The organism is Methanoculleus oceani (genome assembly GCF_023702065.1).
Lineage (GTDB): Archaea > Halobacteriota > Methanomicrobia > Methanomicrobiales > Methanoculleaceae > Methanoculleus > Methanoculleus oceani.
Window position 1 is genome coordinate 409,445 of record NZ_QFDM01000002.1, and the last position, 17,142, is coordinate 426,586.

Annotated in this window: 17 protein-coding genes; 6 read left to right on the forward strand and 11 right to left on the reverse strand. The window is 63.7% G+C overall.

Features of this window, described 5'->3' with window-relative positions; all coding sequences use genetic code 11:
* Positions 1–15 precede the first annotated feature (15 nt).
* Genes DIC75_RS07000 through DIC75_RS07010 form a run of 3 tightly spaced genes read right to left on the reverse strand, consistent with a single transcriptional unit; the run spans position 16 to position 2,837 of the window.
* Positions 16–639, reverse strand: a complete 624-nt coding sequence (locus tag DIC75_RS07000) for an ArsR/SmtB family transcription factor (RefSeq protein WP_250987317.1) — start codon at positions 637–639, stop codon at positions 16–18.
* A 38-nt stretch (positions 640–677) separates the two neighbouring features.
* On the reverse strand, positions 678–2,144 hold the full coding sequence (gene guaB / locus DIC75_RS07005; RefSeq protein ID WP_250987318.1) for an IMP dehydrogenase: 1,467 nt from the start codon (positions 2,142–2,144) through the stop codon (positions 678–680).
* Between the two features lie 3 nt (positions 2,145–2,147).
* Positions 2,148–2,837 (reverse strand): (5-formylfuran-3-yl)methyl phosphate synthase, encoded by a 690-nt coding sequence (locus tag DIC75_RS07010; protein ID WP_250987319.1) that lies wholly within the window; start codon positions 2,835–2,837, stop codon positions 2,148–2,150.
* A gap of 44 nt (positions 2,838–2,881) precedes the next feature.
* Here DIC75_RS07010 and DIC75_RS07015 point away from each other — a divergent pair, with 44 nt between their 5' ends.
* Positions 2,882–3,562 (forward strand): HisA/HisF-related TIM barrel protein, encoded by a 681-nt coding sequence (locus tag DIC75_RS07015; RefSeq protein WP_250987320.1) that lies wholly within the window; start codon positions 2,882–2,884, stop codon positions 3,560–3,562.
* The gene (gene tmk / locus DIC75_RS07020) at positions 3,556–4,173 is read left to right on the forward strand and encodes a dTMP kinase (protein ID WP_250987818.1); all 618 of its coding nucleotides are present in this window, start codon (positions 3,556–3,558) and stop codon (positions 4,171–4,173) included. Before DIC75_RS07015 ends, tmk begins: the two co-directional genes overlap by 7 nt.
* Here the strand turns inward: tmk and DIC75_RS07025 are convergent.
* Positions 4,130–6,721, reverse strand: a complete 2,592-nt coding sequence (locus DIC75_RS07025) for a valine--tRNA ligase (RefSeq protein ID WP_250987321.1) — start codon at positions 6,719–6,721, stop codon at positions 4,130–4,132. The two genes, tmk and DIC75_RS07025, sit on opposite strands and share 44 nt — an antisense overlap.
* 191 nt (positions 6,722–6,912) lie before the next feature.
* Between DIC75_RS07025 and DIC75_RS07030 the strand changes: the two genes are divergently transcribed.
* Entirely contained in the window at positions 6,913–8,109 is a 1,197-nt protein-coding gene (locus DIC75_RS07030; RefSeq protein WP_250987322.1) for a DUF92 domain-containing protein, read from the forward strand.
* Between the two features lie 140 nt (positions 8,110–8,249).
* Here the strand turns inward: DIC75_RS07030 and DIC75_RS07035 are convergent, their stop codons facing one another.
* Positions 8,250–9,077: a DUF7847 domain-containing protein gene (locus DIC75_RS07035; protein ID WP_250987323.1), complete on the reverse strand. Its 828-nt coding sequence runs from the start codon at positions 9,075–9,077 to the stop codon at positions 8,250–8,252.
* Between the two features lie 2 nt (positions 9,078–9,079).
* The gene (locus DIC75_RS07040) at positions 9,080–9,670 is read right to left on the reverse strand and encodes a pyruvate kinase alpha/beta domain-containing protein (protein ID WP_250987324.1); all 591 of its coding nucleotides are present in this window, start codon (positions 9,668–9,670) and stop codon (positions 9,080–9,082) included.
* Positions 9,671–9,939: 269 nt separating this feature from the next.
* Between DIC75_RS07040 and DIC75_RS07045 the strand changes: the two genes are divergently transcribed.
* Positions 9,940–11,109 (forward strand): redox-regulated ATPase YchF, encoded by a 1,170-nt coding sequence (locus tag DIC75_RS07045; protein ID WP_250987325.1) that lies wholly within the window; start codon positions 9,940–9,942, stop codon positions 11,107–11,109.
* 119 nt (positions 11,110–11,228) lie between these two features.
* Positions 11,229–11,549 carry a hypothetical protein gene (locus DIC75_RS07050; RefSeq protein ID WP_250987326.1) on the forward strand — a complete coding sequence of 107 codons (321 nt, stop codon included), beginning with the start codon at positions 11,229–11,231 and terminating at the stop codon, positions 11,547–11,549.
* 100 nt (positions 11,550–11,649) lie between these two features.
* On the opposite strand, the gene DIC75_RS07055 is transcribed toward DIC75_RS07050, so the two are convergent.
* The 5 genes from DIC75_RS07055 to larB all read right to left on the reverse strand — a co-directional run bounded on the left by DIC75_RS07055 (position 11,650) and on the right by larB (position 16,755).
* On the reverse strand, positions 11,650–12,987 hold the full coding sequence (locus DIC75_RS07055; RefSeq protein WP_250987327.1) for an MATE family efflux transporter: 1,338 nt from the start codon (positions 12,985–12,987) through the stop codon (positions 11,650–11,652).
* On the reverse strand, positions 12,984–13,817 hold the full coding sequence (locus DIC75_RS07060; protein WP_250987328.1) for a hypothetical protein: 834 nt from the start codon (positions 13,815–13,817) through the stop codon (positions 12,984–12,986). The genes DIC75_RS07055 and DIC75_RS07060 overlap by 4 nt, the downstream gene beginning before the upstream one ends.
* A 312-nt stretch (positions 13,818–14,129) precedes the next feature.
* Entirely contained in the window at positions 14,130–15,428 is a 1,299-nt protein-coding gene (locus tag DIC75_RS07065) for a coiled-coil domain-containing protein (RefSeq protein ID WP_250987329.1), read from the reverse strand.
* Between the two features lie 50 nt (positions 15,429–15,478).
* Positions 15,479–15,985 (reverse strand): nicotinamide-nucleotide adenylyltransferase, encoded by a 507-nt coding sequence (locus DIC75_RS07070; protein WP_250987330.1) that lies wholly within the window; start codon positions 15,983–15,985, stop codon positions 15,479–15,481.
* Positions 15,982–16,755: a nickel pincer cofactor biosynthesis protein LarB gene (gene larB, locus DIC75_RS07075; RefSeq protein WP_250987331.1), complete on the reverse strand. Its 774-nt coding sequence runs from the start codon at positions 16,753–16,755 to the stop codon at positions 15,982–15,984. The genes DIC75_RS07070 and larB overlap by 4 nt, the downstream gene beginning before the upstream one ends.
* 47 nt (positions 16,756–16,802) lie before the next feature.
* On the opposite strand from larB, the gene DIC75_RS07080 reads away from it, so the two are divergent.
* Positions 16,803–17,135 carry an ABC transporter permease gene (locus DIC75_RS07080; RefSeq protein WP_250987332.1) on the forward strand — a complete coding sequence of 111 codons (333 nt, stop codon included), beginning with the start codon at positions 16,803–16,805 and terminating at the stop codon, positions 17,133–17,135.
* Positions 17,136–17,142 lie beyond the last annotated feature (7 nt).

Below are 17,142 nucleotides of genomic sequence, written 5' to 3' on the forward strand. Positions count from 1 at the left end.
ATTTCGTCATATGGGTTATTCGCCATGTGTACCACGTATCCTGTATCGGTCGTTGATTCGCTCGACAACCCCCATGTGCATGAGGTTGCCCAGTCTCTGTTTCAGCTCATCCGTGGACAGGCTGCTCACTTCTTCGAGTTCTGCGAAGACCAGGTCAGCGTGAGAGAGAGCGAGGATGATCTCCAGATCCCCGTCGTCGTTGACGAAGCCCCCTCTCATGCGCATGACCTCGCCGAACCTCGATTCGATCTCCCGCTCCAGTTGTTCGAGGTTATCCAGGAGTTCGTCGCGAGCCCTGACCATCCTCCTGAATACCTCGAGATGTCTTGTAAATCGTGTTCTCTGGTTCTCTTCTACGGAGGGAAGCGTAACCCCGTCCTGCTTCTGCAGGTTTACGATGACATTGATGTCATGCGAGAGGTAGTAATACTTTCGCCTGCGCTCGTCCTGGCACGAGATGAGGAGTTGCTCGCGCTCCATCAACTGCAGGTGCTCTATCACCGCTTTCGGACTGAGCACCAGGCGCTCGGAGATCTCGGTCACGAAGCACGGTTTCTGTCTCAGCAGTTGTATTATTCGCCGCCTGTTCCGGTTTCCCAGGATATCAAGGAGACGGGAAACCTCATCGCCCTCGAGCATGTTTACTAAACGTTAGTGTTTCAGATATAAAAAAAAGATCACTCGAAGAGGCGGTAGTTCGGCGCCTCATCGGTGATCATGATATTGTGCGGGTGGCTCTCGCCGTATCCCGCGGGCGTGATCCTGAGGAACCTGCCGTTCTTCTTCAGATCCGCTATCGTTTTCGACCCCGTGTAGCCCATCGCGGACTTCAGGCCGCCGACAAGCTGGTAGATGACATCCGAGACCCGGCCGACGTAGGGGGTGACGCCCTCGACGCCCTCGGGGACGAACTTGGTCCTCCCGATCTCCTTCTTCTGGAAGTAGCGGTCGCTCGACTCGCCGCTGCTCATGACGCCGAGCGACCCCATCCCGCGGTACTGCTTGTAGCGCCGGCCCTTGATCGTCGTAACCCTTCCCGGCGCCTCATCGGTGCCGGCGAAGAGGCTGCCCGCCATGATGCAGTCCGCACCTGCGGCGATCGCCTTCGCAATATCGCCGGAGTAACGGATGCCGCCGTCGGCGACCACCGGCACGCCGGCCTCGTGCGCCACCTCCGCGACGTTTGCTATCGCAGAGACCTGCGGCACGCCCACGCCCGCGACGATCCTGGTTGTACAGATGGAGCCCGGCCCGATGCCCACCTTCAGCCCGTCGACCGTCCCGGCGAGGGCCGAGGCCGCCTGCTTCGTGGCGATGTTCCCGGCCACCACGTCGACGGCGACGCTCGCTTTGATCTCCCTGACCGCTTTGACGACGTTCATGTTGTGGCCATGAGCGCAGTCCACGACCAGGGCGTCGACGCCCGACTCGACGAGCATCATAGCCCGGTTGAAGTCGAAGGGACCCACCGCGGCGGCGACCCGGAGCTTCCCGTTCGCATCGCGGTTCGCGCGGGGGTACTGCCTCTTTTCAAGGATATCCCGCATCGTGATGATACCGACCAGGCATCCTCTCGCGTCCACAACCGGAAGGCGCTCGACCTTGTTCGCATACATAGTCTCGAGCGCGTTCTCCGCCGTGATGTCTTCGGAGGCCGTGATCAGTTTCCGGGTCATGTATTCGGTGATCTTCGCCTCGCCGCGTTTGGGCAGGATCGCCCTGATATCCCTGCGGCTGACGATACCGATCACCCTGTCGTCCTCGATGACGGGCACGCCGCCGATACCGTACTGCCTCATGACCCGTTCCACATCGGTGACCGTGGCCATGGGACCGACCGCAACGACCTCGCGCTCGATCAGGTCCTCGGCCTGCTTGACGACCCTGACCTCGGCGACCTCGCGTTCCGGGGGCATATTCCGGTGGATGACGCCGATGCCGCCCTCCCTGGCCATCGTTATCGCCATCACCGATTCGGTCACCGTATCCATGGCGGCGCTTACCAGGGGGAGGTTCAGCGGAATGCTCCGCGAGAACCGCGACCTGACGTCGGCCTCGTCGGGCTCGACCCATGATTCGGCGGGCTCAAGCAGCACGTCGTCAAATGTAAACGTTGTTTCCATCTGCATCTTCTCGGTATACATACATCACCTGAGCATCATCATTGCTTTCTCAACCAGTTCGGCCCGGACCGTGGTCGACCGGTCGCCCCCGCAGACCATCCCCCGGACGCCGATGATCTCCGGGTTGATACGCTTTAAGGCATCGAGGTCCTCGAACTTCAGCGAACCGGCAAGGGCCGTCCGCAACCCGAGTTCCCGGTTCCGTTCGGTGAACCGGGTCAGTGCCTCCTCGTCCATGAACTCAAAGAGACTCTTCCCATCTTTAATACCGGTGTCGATCATGGCGAGATCGGCTCCGGCATCAGCAACCAGCGGACCGATGGCGAACGGAGAGATCGTACCCATTCTCTCAAAATCGGCATAGGCAGCGATAACGACGTACTTCTCGGGAAACTCCCGCTTCACCGCCGTGGTCACCGCTTCGATGACCTCACGGGCACGGTCGGCCCCGTCGAACATCAGGCCGACCTTGATGAAATCAGCGCCTGCGTGCGCGGCACCGTAGGCCGAAAGAGCCGCAGTTCCCGGCTTATACTCATTGTCCCCGATTGCAGCACTGACAGGCTTCTTGCCGGCGAGGTTCTTGATATCCCGGATGATCCAGGGAAAATTCGCACCCAGCGAGCCTTCAGAGGGTTTTTTAACGTCGATGATGTCAGCGAAAAGCGAGCTTCTTGCCTCCTCAATGCTGCTTGGACTGACGAGTAATTGCATAGAAATTAATGATCCTTCACCCTAATAGTGATTGCGTTGAGGACATGGAACTGATTCTTGCAGTCGATCTGGCAGGCGGTCTCGTGGTGCACGGGAAGTCCGGAGACCGCGCCGACTACCGGCCGCTGACATGGGGGATTGCTCCTTCGGCCGAACCGGAAGCCTATCTATCCGCTCTCGCGCCCCGGCATCTCTACATCGCGGATCTCGAGAGCATCCAGGGCAGAGTTCCGCAGGACGAACTCGTCCGGCGCTGCGCCGCGATGGTCGAGCGGTGCTACCTCGACCGGGGCTGCCGGTCGCCCGCCGAATGCACGGCGGTCGAGGGGGTGACGCCGGTCATCGGCACCGAGACGGCGGCGAGAGCGATCGAAGACCTTGCGGCGTACCGGGCCGGATACCTGAGCATAGACATCAAAGGCGGCCTGGTGCTCCCCTGGGGTATCCGGCCGGTGGAGATGCTGCGCCGTGCGTCAGCACTCTCGTTTGAGGGGTGTATCATCCTCAACATCGGCGCCGTGGGAACGGAGCGGGGCCTCGTCCGTGAGGACCTCGAAGAGATGCGGGCAGGCTATCCCGGCCGCCTCCTCTACGGGGGCGGCGTCGCCGGGGTCGACGACATCCGGCTCCTCGCCGACGCCGGGTTCGACGGGGCGATCGTCGCGACCGCCGTCCACCACGGCACGGTGCCGCTCGAATGGGTCCGGAGGGGACGCCCGTGCTGATCACCATCGAAGGCATCGACGGGAGCGGGAAGAGCACCCTTCTCGCCCGTCTCCCGGAACTGCTCGCCGACCTCGACCCCCTCTTCACCCGCGAGCCCGGCGCCACCTGGGTCGGCGACTCGGTGCGGCGTGCGATTGCCGAGCGGATGGACCCGATCACCGAGGCGCTGCTCTTCTGCGCCGACCACGCTGCGCATATCGAGACGGTGATCCGGCCCGCGCTCGATGCGGGACGGCTCGTCATCTCCGACCGCTACTCCGACTCCCGGTTCGCCTACCAGCCAGTCGTCCTCGACACCGTCCTCCCCGACCCGCTCCAGTGGCTTCGCCGGATCCACGAGGGGTGGTCGATCCGGCCCGACCGGACATTCCTCCTGGTCCTCCCCGTCGAAGACGCCGTCTCACGGCTCGACCCTGAGAAAAAGAGAGAATACTTCGAGAACGCCGGGATCCTCGCGCGGGTGCAGGAGAACTACCTGAACCTTGCGGCATCCGACCCGTCGCGGTTCGTCGTCGTCGATGCGCTGCTCGGAAAAGAAGAGGTCGCCCGGTTCATCGCCGACGAGATCAGGACGTGTGCCCGATCGTCACGACGACGTCCCCGAGCGTGAGGACGTCCACCTCTTCTCCCGCCACCCGGTAAGCGACCTTCGGCGTGAAGGAATCGGCCGGCACCGGGATCTCCTCGCCGTCGACCGTGACGGTTGCGGGCGGGCTTTTGAGCAGTTCCGGCGGGAGCGCCTCCACGGCCTGCATGAACCCGCGGGCCTGCTTCCGGAGCGCCGGCCCGATGACCGCCATGTTGAATTCCACGCCGCTCATGACCTCCTCGAGCCGGGGCGTGCCGGTGCTCCAACGGGCGTCGGCATTGAGGGCACGCCCGGCGTCGCCGGCGTCGTCGACCGGCTCAGGCGCGTAGATCATCACGTGGCCGAGCGGGGCGTTCAGCGCCATGCCCTTATCGTGCTTGTAGCGCCGGAGTTCGGCGACCGTCTTCACGAGGAGGTCGCCGTGGCGCCGCGCCTCGTCGTCGGCGTATGAAAAGTCCGGCCAGGCCTCCTTGTGCACGCTCCTCCCGGCGAGGTTATGGTAGCACTCTTCCGCGAAGTGCGGGATGATCGGGGCAAGCAGGCGGCAGAGGACGTCCATGGTCGTCCGGAGCGCGCTGCAAGCGCTCTCTCTGCTGCCGTCATCCGCATACAGCCGGCCTTTCGCGATCTCGATGTAGTCGTCGGCGAGCGTGTTCCAGGCAAACTCCCGGATCGCCCTGAGCGCCCGGTCGAACTGGTAACCCTCCATCGCGGCGGTGACCTCCGCGACGGTTTCGGAGAGCCGGACGAGCAGCCACCGGTCGGTGAGTTCCGTCACCGGCGCACCGGCATCGGCCCCCTTCTCCAGGTGCCCCATGACGAACCTGAAGATGTTCCAGAGTTTGGTCTGGAACCGGGACGCGGCGACGACGTCGTTCCAGTTGAACATGATGTCCGAACCGGTCGCCGCGCCTCCCGCACCCCACTGCCGGAGCGCGTCCGCACCGTACTGCCCGACGATCTCCTCGGGGGCGATGATGTTGCTCCTGCTCTTGCTCATCTTGAACCCGTCTTCCCCGAGAACCATGCCGTTGACCAGGATCTCGTCCCAGGGGTGGCCGCCGACCAGCGCCTTCGCCCGGAGGATCGTGTAGAACGCCCACGTCCGTATGATGTCGTGGCCCTGGGGGCGGATCTGCGCCGGGAAGAGCGGGGGCTTCCCGGTCCCGTCCCACCCGGTGACGTGAAGCACCGATATCGACGAGTCCATCCAGGTGTCGAGCACGTCTTTCTCGCCGGTGAAATCGGACCCGCCGCACCTCGGGCAGGGAGATTTTGGCTTATCGACGGTCGGGTCGATCGGGAGGTCTTCCTCTGCCGGGACGACCGCCTCGCCGCAGGCGGTACAGAACCAGACTGGAATCGGCGTTGCGAAGATCCGCTGCCGGGAGATGCACCAGTCCCACTCCATGGAGTTCGCCCAGTTCTCCATCCGGGAAAACATATGCTCCGGCGTCCAGGAGATCTTTCTGGCCGCATCCAGGATCTCGTCCTGGTGGACCCGGACAAACCACTGCCGCTCCGAGAGGATCTCGATCGGGGTCTTGCACCGCCAGCAGGTCCCCACACGCTGCTCGAGTTCCTCCTGCCGCCTCAGGATCCCCGCGTCTTCCATATCCCGGAGAATTGCTTCCCTGCAGGCCTCCGATGTCATCCCCGCGTAGGGGGCCGCGGTCGCGGTCATGATCCCCTGCCGGTCGATCGCCTTACGAAGTTCCAGGTCGTGCTGCTTCCACCAGTAAACGTCCGTCTTGTCCCCAAACGTACAGATCATCACCGCACCGCTGCCGAAGCCCGGGTCGACGGCGACGTCCTCGATGACCGGCACCCTGTGTCCGAAGAGGGGAACCGCGAGTTTCTTCCCCTTCATACCGCGGTACCGCTCGTCGTCGGGGTGAACCGCCACCGCAACACAGGCCGCGAGCAGTTCGGGTCGGGTGGTGGCGATCTCGATGCCGTCGAAGTCGAAGTAGTTGAGTTTGGTGGTGCGGGGGGCGTAGTTGACCTCGGCGAACGCGATGGCCGTCTCGCACCGGGTGCAGAAGTTCACCGGATGCTCGCTCTGGTAGATGTCGCCGGCTTTGAGCATCTGCAGGAACGATGCCTGGGTCTTTCTGTAATATTCCGGGAGCATGGTGATGTACTCGTGGCTCCAGTCGGTGGAGAACCCGAGCCGCCGCATGGTCGTCCGCATCTTCTCGATATTCCCGATCGTGAGGTCGCGGCACATCTCCCGGAACTTCTCTCTCGGCACGTCGTTTTTGGTGATCCCGTAAGTCTCCTCGACCTTCACCTCGGTGGGGAGGCCGTGGCAGTCCCACCCCTGCGGGAACATGACGTTGTAGCCGCGCATACGCCTGTACCGCGCGATAAAGTCGATGTAGCACCAGTTCAGTGCGTTCCCGATATGGAAGTTGCCGGTGGGGTACGGCGGCGGCGTATCGATGATGAACCGGGGTTTCGACGAGCCGGGATCAAAATAATTGTCCTCATCCCGCCAGGCACTCTGCCAGCGCCTCTCCACTTCTTCGATATCGTAGTTTTTAGGTAGTTGATGTGACGGCGACATTTTCAGCGTATAATCTCTCTCTTCCCAGTGAAATATATTGTTGGGGCTTTCGCCCTCCCGGGTATCCCGTGCCGTGCACGGGCTTGCCGTCATCGGGCCGGGGCCTCCCGGAACGTCCGCCGCCGGAACCTCTCGAGACGGGAGGCGTTCGACCCTAAAGGCTTTTTCCCTGCACAGCCAATGATGTATGAATGACAAAGCCGCAGGGGTTGGTCCTGGCATCGGCACTCACCCTCGCCTTCATAGGCCTTGCCCCCCTGCTCCAGCCGGCTTGGCTGCTCACGCTCTTCCTCATCCCGTTCTCGCTCGTCCTCTTCCTCATCAGGGATACCCGGCACGTATCGCTCTCGATCATCGCGCTTGCCGTCCTCTACGGGATCGGCTGGCTCTCGACGTTCGTCTTCACCTGCACGCTCGGCATCGTCGTGATCGGAGAACTGGCATTCCGCCTTACCGGGGGGAAGCAGGCATCGTATCTCTACCATCTGGTTGCCGCAATAGGCATATCGCTTGCGGTGATGCTCTATCTCCGGTATACAACCCCTCTCGTGGTCCTGATGGGCGTGGTCGCCGCGGTGCTGCTCCGTGCAGTTCTCCGGGGCCGGGACGATGTCCTGATGATCGAGGCGCTCGGTGTCGCGATGACCATGTTCCTCTTCGAGGAGCTCAACTTCGCGGTCGACCTGACCAGCCTCGTCGCAGCCGCCCTCATCGGGTTCGGGTTCGGCTACATCTCCTACCGGCTCCGGGTGGCCGATGTCAGCGGCCTCTTCTCGGGCGCCATGATCGGCATCATCCTCATCGTCTTTGCAGACATCCGGTGGTTCCTGATCATGCTCACCTTCTTCATCGTCGGCGCCGCGGCTACCCGCTACCGCTACACCGAGAAGGAGCGGCTCGGGGTCGCCCAGGAGCACGGGGGCGTGCGCGGCTACTTCAACGTCTTCGCGAACGGCCTGGTGGCGACCGCCGCCGCCATCCTCTACGGCATAACCGGGCACCCGATCTTCGTGGCGCTCTTCATGGGGAGCGTCGCCTCCGCCGCCGCCGATACTGCCGCAAGCGAGATCGGGGTCACGGGGAAGACGCCGTACCTTATCACGACGCTCAAGCCGGTGCCGCGGGGGACGAACGGCGGGGTGACTCTGCGGGGTGAGGCGGCAGCCGTCATCGCATCCGTCCTCGTCGCCGGCGCCGCCTGGGCGATGGGCGTCGCCGACCCCTGGATGGTCGTCGTCACGATCGTCGCCGGTTTCGTCGGCACCAACGTGGACAGCCTCGTGGGCGCAACGCTCGAGAACAGCGGCAGGATCGGAAATTCAGGCACAAACCTGGCTGCCACGTTCTTCGGCGGGGTCTCGGGGATGCTGATCTATCTCCTGAGATGAGGGGGCGCACGGGCTCCGCTACGTTTTTTGAGAGATCTATGCAGCCACGGGTGACTGCGACAGGCAGGCTCCATGAAACGGGCATGCCCGAAGGACGAATATAACCTCAAAAACAGTGTGATGCAAAAGGGCATCACAGTTCAGTACTTATACCACCGGCCCTTCTCGTCGTACTCGCCCTGCTCTACGCGCGGCGCGCCGGCGTGGTTCTTGAAGAAACTCGCCTTGTAGGCGTACAGGAACGCCGAGAAGAGCACCATCACGACCGCATAGACGACTGCGCTGATCCATATCCCCTCCGTCCCGATGAGGGCGAGGATATCCTCGGGCATCACCGTCTGAAGTTCGGCGGAGGTCATGCGGGTGAGCGGTTCGAGTCTGTCCACAAGCAGGGCGGTCCAGGCAAAGAGAGCCGCGAACCCGAGCACCGCGAAGACGACGATGTTGACCAGGTAGAAGACGAGGACGCTGCCGAGGTTGTTCATGACGAACTCGATACTCCGCCGGATCGACTCAAAGACATTCGTCTCCTCAAAAACCGCTACGGTGTCGTAGAAGAACGTGAAGAAAGCGATCGAGACGAGCACACCGAAGAGGAGCGGCGTCATACCTGCGGCGGCACCGGCGCCCAGGAGCGCGAGCGGGATCGCGAGCAGAAAGACCGTCAGGATAACCCCGAAGAGGATGACCAGCGCGGGCAGGAGTATCCGGAAGTAGTAGGTCTTGCCCGACCGCAAAAACTCCCCGGCGGAGAACGTCTCCGCCCGGACCGTGCCGTAGACCCCGCCGGCCAGAAAAGGCATCACGAGGGCCTGCAGGAGCGCCAGGGGCTCCGTGTAAAAGGCCCCGCCGTATACGGGGACGATGAGGTCGAGGACCGCGAGAGCGCCCATGACGAGGCCGACCGACCAGAGGACGGGGTGCCGCCGAAGGAGCGAGGCGGCACCGGTGACCGATTCGAGTGTCATGGTCACCGGTTCCTCGGCATGGCGACGATCTCGCGCACCTGCAGGTCGAAGAACGTTGCGGTATGCGCCGGGCGGATGACGCAGACGGTATCGGCACCGGTTGCGGTGCCCCCGACCGCGATCACTTCTTCGTCGACGGCGACCGCACCCTGGTCCGCCGCGATGAGGACGCACTCCACCGCGACCTTCAGGCCGACCGCAACGGTGCGGCGCAACGCCTCGGCTATCGCTTCCGTGCGGGAACTCCCGCCGAGTTTCGGCGAGCGGGAGATCGCGCGCTCGAGCCCGGAGAGCGCGTGCGTGCCGGTGACGATCTTCGCACCCTCCGCACGGAGGATCCCGGCCGTCTCCGCTGAAAACTCCCACTCACCGGGTTTCGAGAAACCGACCGCATGGGTGACGACGATCAGCTCGAGATCCGTCCCCGCCATGGCGTCCCGGAAGGCAAGCGCCGTCCGGCCGCTGGTGCTCGCGACCACGATCTTTTTGACGCCGAGTTCCCGCGCCCGCTCGACGGCGAACCGGGCGGCATCGGGAGTGTTCTGTGCGCCGGGAGCATCGAAATAGTAGGTATTCCGGGTTACGAAGCCCATGCAGTCATGTTGTTTTCGCTCCTAATTGAATCCCCCGTTCCGGCGGCAGGGAGATTTCCGGGGGAGGCGGAGGTGCAGAGAGTCGTGATCGCGAGAGCAGGCAGGCCCAACCCGGCAGGATTATCGGGCTCGAGCACTGCGACGGCCGGCATACCGGCGGCAACAGGTACAACAGCACGGCACGGGTCGCGCTGCCGGGGAAAGAAGGTGATAAATGGTGTATGGCCCAACACTACTCTCAACCGAACGGTGCGGTATAGGAGTTGCTCATGATCACGCTGGCCATTGCAGGGAAACCCAACTGTGGGAAATCGACGTTTTTCAGGGCAGCGACCCTGGCCCAGGTAGAGATCGCCAATTACCCGTTCACGACCATCGACGCCAACCACGGCGTCGCGTACGTCCGGACAACCTGCCCCTGTCAGGAGATGCACGTCCCGTGCGAAAACTGCCGGGACGGGGTCAGGTTCGTCCCGATCGGGCTGATCGACGTGGCGGGCCTCGTTCCCGAGGCACACCTGGGAAGGGGGCTTGGGAACCAGTTCCTCGACAACCTCCGGCAGGCGGATGCGATCCTCCAGGTCGTCGATGCCAGCGGGGCGACGGACGCCGAAGGGAACCCGGTCGACATCGGCTCGCGCGACCCGGTGAAGGATATCGAGTTCCTCCAGTACGAGATGTCGATGTGGATGTACGGCATCCTCTCGCGGAACTGGGCGAAGCTCGTGCGGCAGGCCCAGGGAAGAGACTTCTCCCTCGCGGCGGCGATCGCCGAAGTCTTTGCCGGTCTCGGCATAACGTTCGAGCATGTCCGCGACGCCGGCGAGGCTGTCGGGGTCGAACTGAGAACCGCCGGGGAGGAGGACCTGATCCGGTTCTGCCGGGAGTTGATGACGATCAGCAAGCCGATGCTGATCGTCGGGAACAAGGCCGACCAGGCGCCGAAAGAGTGCCTTGAGAGGCTTGCAAAGCACGACGTCGTCTTCGCGAGCGCGGCAGGCGAGCTTGCGCTCCGGATGGCCGCGGAGGGGAAGTTCATCCGCTACCTCCCCGGCGATAAGAGTTTCACCGAGAGCCCGGGGGCGAACCTCAACGCCGCGCAGCGTGCCGGGCTCGCGAAGGTGGCTGACTTCATGCAGACGTTCGGCGGCACCGGCGTTCAGAAAGCGCTGGATACCGCTATCTTCAACCTCCTCGACCGGATCGTCGTCTTCCCGGTCGAGGACGAGCACAAACTCACCGACGGCAAGGGCCGGGTGCTCCCCGATGCATTCCTCATGAAGCGCGGGTCGACCCCCCGCGACCTTGCCTACCAGGTTCATACCGATATCGGCGAGGGGTTCCTGTATGCCATCGATGCCAAGTCCGGGATGCGGGTCAAGGACAGTCTTGAATTGAAGAACGGCGACATCATAAAGATCGTCAGCGTCCGGAAGTGAGTCGCCGGCACGGAGAGGTGCCCCGCCTCTCCACCGTCCCCGGGGGGCGAACCGGCGGCCCACGCGGACGAACCTAAACCGGCAGACATTTATATGGAATTGAGAAATATTCGATCATCATGAGCGGCGAGGTCTATCAGGCGCAGGTCCTCCGGAACTTCTTCGATACCATCACCGGAACGGACAGGAACCTGACCCGGATCTACATGTGCGTGATGAGCCTCGCCAAGCTCCGCATGGAGTCTCCCGAGAGGATGACATTCCTCGTGGACCAGCTCCGCAAGTCCAAACAGAAGCGGGAACTCTCGGTCGATGTCATCGATTACATGTGCGACGTGGCGCGCGACCTCGAACTCGTCACGGTCCAGACCGCGTTCGGCGTGAAGGATCTCAACGCGGTCGCCGACGAGTTCAGCGGGATCAGCCTCGACTCGCTCTGATAATTTTTCCCGGAGAGGGGTCCGGGCTGCCTGACGATCTTCCCGGAGTTGCATCGCGGCCAGGCAAGGCAGAACCTCCGGGCTCTCGCAAGCCCCGCCCTTATATCACCGTCGTCTTCCAGGCCCCGCGCCGGTACATCGAGAAGAGTATGCCCGTCTGCAGGATGGCCCCGGAGACCACCGCCAGCCAGACCCCGCCGATCCCGATCCCGAGCAGGTCGGGGAGGATGCACGCGAGCGGGATCTGGAAGAGAGCCATGGAAACAAGCGTGGCATACATGGGCCGCCTCGTGTCGCCGGCCCCGTTGAGCGCGAACCCGAGGATGATCGCGACGGCGATAAAGACGTAGAATGGCGCGACTGTCTGCATGTACGAGACGCCGACCTCCGTGCTCGCGCCGCTCGGGTCGAAGACCTCGATGATCGCGGGTGCGGCGAAGAAAAAGATCGCCCCCACGAGCGCCATGAACCCCCCGTTCATGAGCGCGGAGAGCCGGACACCCTCTTCCGCCCGATCGGGCTTTTTGGCGCCGAGGTTCTGGCCGACGATCACGGCGGTGGCGGTCGCGATCCCGAACCCCGGCATGAGCGCGACCAGCTCGAGCCTGCCCACGATGCCGTAGGCGGAGAGGGCTGCCGTGCCGAAGACCGCCACGATCGCCATCATAGCAAGGAACGTCACGCTCCGGAGCCCGGACTGGACGGAGTTCGGGACGGCGACCCGGATCAGCCTCCAGGCAAGCGTTAACTCGAACTTCGTCCGGAGCGAGAAGGGAATCTGCGTCCGTCCCGAGAGGAGCAGGGCAAACGCTATGGCGAACGCCACGCTCCGTGATATGATGGTGGCGTATGCCGCCCCGGCAACGCCGCAGGCGGGGACTGCCCCGTAGCCGAAGATCAGGAGCGGGTCGAGGGCGATGTTGAGGAAATTGGCAAGGACCACGAGGAGCATGGGCGTCGTGGCGTCGCCGCAGCTCTGGAACGAGGAGTTGATCACCCAGAGCTCGACCAGCATCACGCTCCCGGCGAAGAGGACCGTCAGGTAGGATGCCCCGAGGGCCGCAACGTTCGGTTCGGCGCCGAGGAGAAGGAGCATGTCCTCGGCAAAGATAATGCCCGCGACACTGAGGACCATCGAGAACACGAGCCCGAGGACCAGGGTATGCGAGACCCCCTTCGCCACCATATCGTAGTTCTTTGCCCCGTAATGGCGCGAGACGAAGGCAGTGTTCGCGGTGACGATGCCGATGATGACGGTCATGAGCACCATGACGATCGAGGTGCTCATGGCGACACCGGCGATAGCCTCCGCTCCCAGCCGGCCGACGAAGAAGAGGTCGACCAGCTCGAGGCCGCTCTGCAGCACGTTCCCGGCCACGATCGGCGCCGCTACCGTTATGAGACCCCGGAAGAGGTCGCCTTCGGTCAGTTCGGTCATGCAGCCAGTTTTTCTTTATACGACTCCAGGATCTGGATGATAAAGCGCTGATGCTCTTCCAGCGCCTGCTCGTCGTCGGGGGAGGTCTCGATCCCGACGGCGTAGAGCAGGACCAGCGCGTTGTCGAGGTCGAGCGCTGCCGGGTCATCGATCTGGTCCGGGCGGAGACGGATGGCGAGATCGTCGTAGTCCGCCTCCGTGAATGTATGCTCGGGGTTAACCGTCACCCGGGACTCGGCGAAGCCGCCGGCACGCTCACGGAGGATCAGGAGGGCGCGCTCAAGCGCGCCGGGGTGCGGGGTGATCGCGTCGAGCCTGGCAAGTGCAGCCGTCATCTTCTCGGCCGCGCTCCCATAGAGCTCGAATTTATACGTCAGCAGGGACTGCGCGATCAGGTGCCCGGTCTCCCCGTCGATCGCGGCGAAGACCGGCTCGATCCGGTCGATGTATTCGTTGAGTATCTGCTTCATTGTTTTCTCCTCTGCTTTCGGCGCATTAAACAATTTTTCCACCCGAACCGCGAGGAAGACAATCGTCGCCGAGAAGATCGTCTGCACAAGCACCCCCGGGTCGAGATCGTTGGGCACGACAAAGATGAGAAACGCGAAGAGCGGCGTGAATAGCGAGACGAGATCCCGCCGCGGTTTGAGGTACGCCTGGTAGCAGAGGATGCACGAGGCGGCCACGCACCCTGCGATGCCTGCCCAGATGGCGTATGGGAAACCGACGGAGGCGAGCAGCAGCTCGATCCCGATTCCCCCGAACGAGACTGCAGGAACTGCTATCCAGAGGCGTGATTTCGACCCGGAAGTGGTGGTGTTTGTCTTCATGAACCGTTCTCAGGAAGTGTTTGTGCGCTGGGCTAAACAGGGTTTCCCTTCGCACTCTTCGAGTGCTCGTGCTCCGGCTCTGATGACCCGTCGCACTTCGCACCTACGGTGCTCATGCTCCTTCCTCTGTGCGGAAGTCGCACTTCGCACCTAACGGTGCTCATGCTCCTTCCTCTGTGCGGAAGTCGCACTTCGCACTCTTCGAGTGCGCGTGCTCCGGCTCTGATGACCCGTCGCACTTCGCACCTAACGGTGCTCAAACTCCGGTTCCGGCAAACCATCGCTTTCGATGCGAACCGCGAGTTCTCCCGGTCATGAGGACGGGGGCGGGAGGTCGGGCACGTCGACCTCCACATCCCGGCCGGCGAGAGCAGCCGCGCGGGATCGGAGTCTCTCGCATTCTCCGGCATATGCGGCCTGCGACATCTCACGCTGGTTCTCGGCCCGGGCCCGTGCGGCAGCCTTTGCCTCGCGCTCCCGCTTCAGTTCCGCGAGCGCGGTCGTGAGACGCTGCTCCTCGATCACGCCCGGGAGAGCGGCGCGGGTCTCCTGCAGTGCCGCCCGCTGCTCCCGGACCTCTCTTCGCCGGTGCAGGACCCGTCTCATCCCGGCGGGCAGGGTATCGGGGTCCGAGAAGAGGCGGACCTCGTCCTGGTTCTTGAGGGGAAGGTCGCCCTGCCGGATCATGGCGAGCGTTGCCGGCATCACCGCTTCGGTCAGGGCGACCGGATCCTCCCCGTCGTCCGGGAGGCTGCCCGTGTACGCGTCGAGAACCCGGCCGATTGCCGCCGCCACGCCATCTCCTGCCTTTTCGGCCACCTTCCCGGCCTTCCGGAAGACATGGATGGCAGGGGTTCGGAGAGATGCGAGCTCCCGCCCGGTCTCCTCGTCCATGGCGTCGAGTTCCCGGATCCTCTCCTCGATCTCCTGCTGTCGGGCGTGGTCCGGGCGCAGTTTGAGGGCGGCAAGGTCTTCTTCGGTCTTTCGGATCGCTCTTTCCGCCTCCGTAATCGTCGCGCCAAGGTTCCGCACCTGGCCGTCGGCTGCAGCATACTCCTCGCGGATCCGGGCGAGGGACGCATGCGACTCCCGGACGTCTTTTACCTGCTGCCGACCCGCCCGGGCCCGGGCGAGGGCCTCGGTCATCGTGTTGACCTCCCGCCCCAGATCTTTGACGGCTGCGCGCACCTCCTTCATCTCGTCCGGGTAGACGGAGGAGAGGTACTTCCCCTGCCCTTTCAGCGCCTTGAGCGAGCCTTTCAGGATCTCGGCGGCGGTTGCGTAGAAGGCCTCCGGGTCTCCGGAAGGCTCGCGGGAGAGGATCTGGGCCATGGACTTCGTGAACCCCGGAAGTGCCTTCTTTGATATATCCCGGAGCCGGGGGTGGACCTCCTCATCACCCTGGGCCGTCTCCATGCGGGCGGCCGCCTCCCTGAGGTGATCGAGGGTGCCGCTGATCGCCTCCCGGGACGGCCCCGTCGCATCGGAGAGGTCTGTCCCGATCTCCTCCTCGCGGGCATCGAGCCACACGGGAAGGCCGTCAAGCGAGAGTTTCAGGCTCTCTTCCACAGGTTCGGTTCGCCGGAAGAGGTCTCGCAGTTGCTTAAACATGGTCCATCCAGGTATACCCGATGTCGGCCGCACCTATCATGGTTCCGTCCTCAGTCGCTCCCTGCAATCCGCTGCAGCCGTTCCACGCCGTGAATCTCCCGGATGACGTCCACCACGGCGGGCGGAACCAGGTGCTCCCAGGGTTCGCCGTCGAGCATCCGCCGCCTGATGGCGGTGCCGGAGTGCGTCAGGCGCTCGTACATGTCGGGCGACTGGACGTCCACCCCCGCCTCGGCAAAGAGCTGCATGACCAGGGGGTTGCTTGAGTAGACCGTATCGAACGGCGGCGTCATCGACCGGACGTGGGCGACCCAGAGGGCGTTGCGCTGGACGTCCTCGATCGGGATGACGTAGAACGGGCACTCGAGGTCGGCGAGCGACCGGGTGAGCATCAGCACCCGTTCTCCTGCCGTGAAAGGGTTCGCCACGGTGTGGGAGAGCTGAGCGCTCCCCACCCCGATGACGATCTCGTCGACCCAGCGGGCTATCTGCTCCAGCACCGACTGGTGCCCGTTGTGGTAGGGCTGGAACCGCCCGACGTAGAACCCCCTGCTCATGCCCGCCCGCCCCCGAGTGCGATCTGCGCGGCAAACGCGCCTGCCGTGAACCCGGAGTCGATGTTCACGACCGCGAGCACCGAGCATGCCTGGAGCATGCTCGCCAGCGCCGCCTCGCCGGCCCCCATGTAGCCGTAGCCGGTGCTCACGGGAACCCCGATGACCGGGCGGTCGACCAGCCCCGCGACGATGGCAGGAAGCGTCCCCTCCCGCCCGGCGGCCACGACGAAGACGTCCGCCGGTATCAGGTCCCTGAGCGCCGAGAAGAGGCGGTGGATCCCCGCCACCCCCACGTCGTACGCGGTCCTGACCTCGCACCCCATCTCCTCGGCGATCAGCCTCGCCTCTTCGGCGACGGGGATATCGGACGTCCCTGCGGTGAGGATGGCAACGGTCCCGCCCCGGGGGGCCGGCCGTTTTCCCGTCGAGAGGATGACAGCCCGTGCCGCTTCCCGGTGCTCCATCCGGACCTCCGGCGGCAGCCGTGCCCGCAGGGCTTCGAGGTGCTCCGGCGAGACCCTCGTCGCGATGCACCGGCCCGCCGCCTTCACCTGCGCGAGCATGATGTTTGCAAAGGCCAGAGGATCTTTTCCCTCGGCGAGCACCACCTCGGGCATCCCGCAGCGCACGCTCCGCCCGGCGTCGATCCGGGCCATGCCGTCGATCACCTCGATGCGGAGCCCTTCGAGGGCGCCCGCCGCCTCGTCCTCAGATACCTCGCCGTTACGATACATCCGGAGGATGTCCCTGATGGTGGCATTCGGCAGCATAGTTCGATAACAAAAATAGGGGTGGAAGTATAATATTACTTCATCTCATGTCCTATCTTGCCTACGTCGCAGGGTTCGGCGTTGCCGTCACCGTTTTCCTGTGGCTGCGCGACCTGCGGATCTTTTACCGCACAGGCCTTTCCGGCTACCGGACGGCGGCTTATCGGGGAGTCCTCTACACGGCGCTCTCGCTGCTGGGTTTCTTCATCGCCGCGTATGCCGAAGCGTGGGAGTACCTCGGCCTCGGTCTGGTCCTGTTAGCCCTCTACCTCCAGGGCCGGGTCGACCGGGAGAACGTCTGGCACGGTGAAAGCGCCGGCGAGCGGTTCTTCGGCAGCGCGGAACGCACAAAAGATAAGGGTTCACGCAAGAGACTTTAGTTCAGGA

Bases quoted from the DNA above. Each gene is read 5' to 3' on its own strand.
- DIC75_RS07000 (WP_250987317.1), bottom strand. From the start codon at position 639: ATGCTCGAGGGCGATGAGGTTTCCCGTCTCCTTGATATCCTGGGAAAC.
- DIC75_RS07070 (WP_250987330.1), bottom strand. From the start codon at position 15,985: ATGAGCAGGGGGTTCTACGTCGGGCGGTTCCAGCCCTACCACAACGGG.
- DIC75_RS07035 (WP_250987323.1), bottom strand. From the start codon at position 9,077: ATGACACTCGAATCGGTCACCGGTGCCGCCTCGCTCCTTCGGCGGCAC.
- guaB (WP_250987318.1), bottom strand. From the start codon at position 2,144: ATGTATACCGAGAAGATGCAGATGGAAACAACGTTTACATTTGACGAC.
- DIC75_RS07030 (WP_250987322.1), top strand. From the start codon at position 6,913: ATGACAAAGCCGCAGGGGTTGGTCCTGGCATCGGCACTCACCCTCGCC.
- larB (WP_250987331.1), bottom strand. From the start codon at position 16,755: ATGCTGCCGAATGCCACCATCAGGGACATCCTCCGGATGTATCGTAAC.
- DIC75_RS07055 (WP_250987327.1), bottom strand. From the start codon at position 12,987: ATGACCGAACTGACCGAAGGCGACCTCTTCCGGGGTCTCATAACGGTA.
- DIC75_RS07060 (WP_250987328.1), bottom strand. From the start codon at position 13,817: ATGAAGACAAACACCACCACTTCCGGGTCGAAATCACGCCTCTGGATA.
- DIC75_RS07065 (WP_250987329.1), bottom strand. From the start codon at position 15,428: ATGTTTAAGCAACTGCGAGACCTCTTCCGGCGAACCGAACCTGTGGAA.
- DIC75_RS07045 (WP_250987325.1), top strand. From the start codon at position 9,940: ATGATCACGCTGGCCATTGCAGGGAAACCCAACTGTGGGAAATCGACG.
- DIC75_RS07015 (WP_250987320.1), top strand. From the start codon at position 2,882: ATGGAACTGATTCTTGCAGTCGATCTGGCAGGCGGTCTCGTGGTGCAC.
- DIC75_RS07025 (WP_250987321.1), bottom strand. From the start codon at position 6,721: ATGTCGCCGTCACATCAACTACCTAAAAACTACGATATCGAAGAAGTG.
- DIC75_RS07010 (WP_250987319.1), bottom strand. From the start codon at position 2,837: ATGCAATTACTCGTCAGTCCAAGCAGCATTGAGGAGGCAAGAAGCTCG.
- DIC75_RS07080 (WP_250987332.1), top strand. From the start codon at position 16,803: ATGTCCTATCTTGCCTACGTCGCAGGGTTCGGCGTTGCCGTCACCGTT.
- DIC75_RS07040 (WP_250987324.1), bottom strand. From the start codon at position 9,670: ATGGGCTTCGTAACCCGGAATACCTACTATTTCGATGCTCCCGGCGCA.
- DIC75_RS07050 (WP_250987326.1), top strand. From the start codon at position 11,229: ATGAGCGGCGAGGTCTATCAGGCGCAGGTCCTCCGGAACTTCTTCGAT.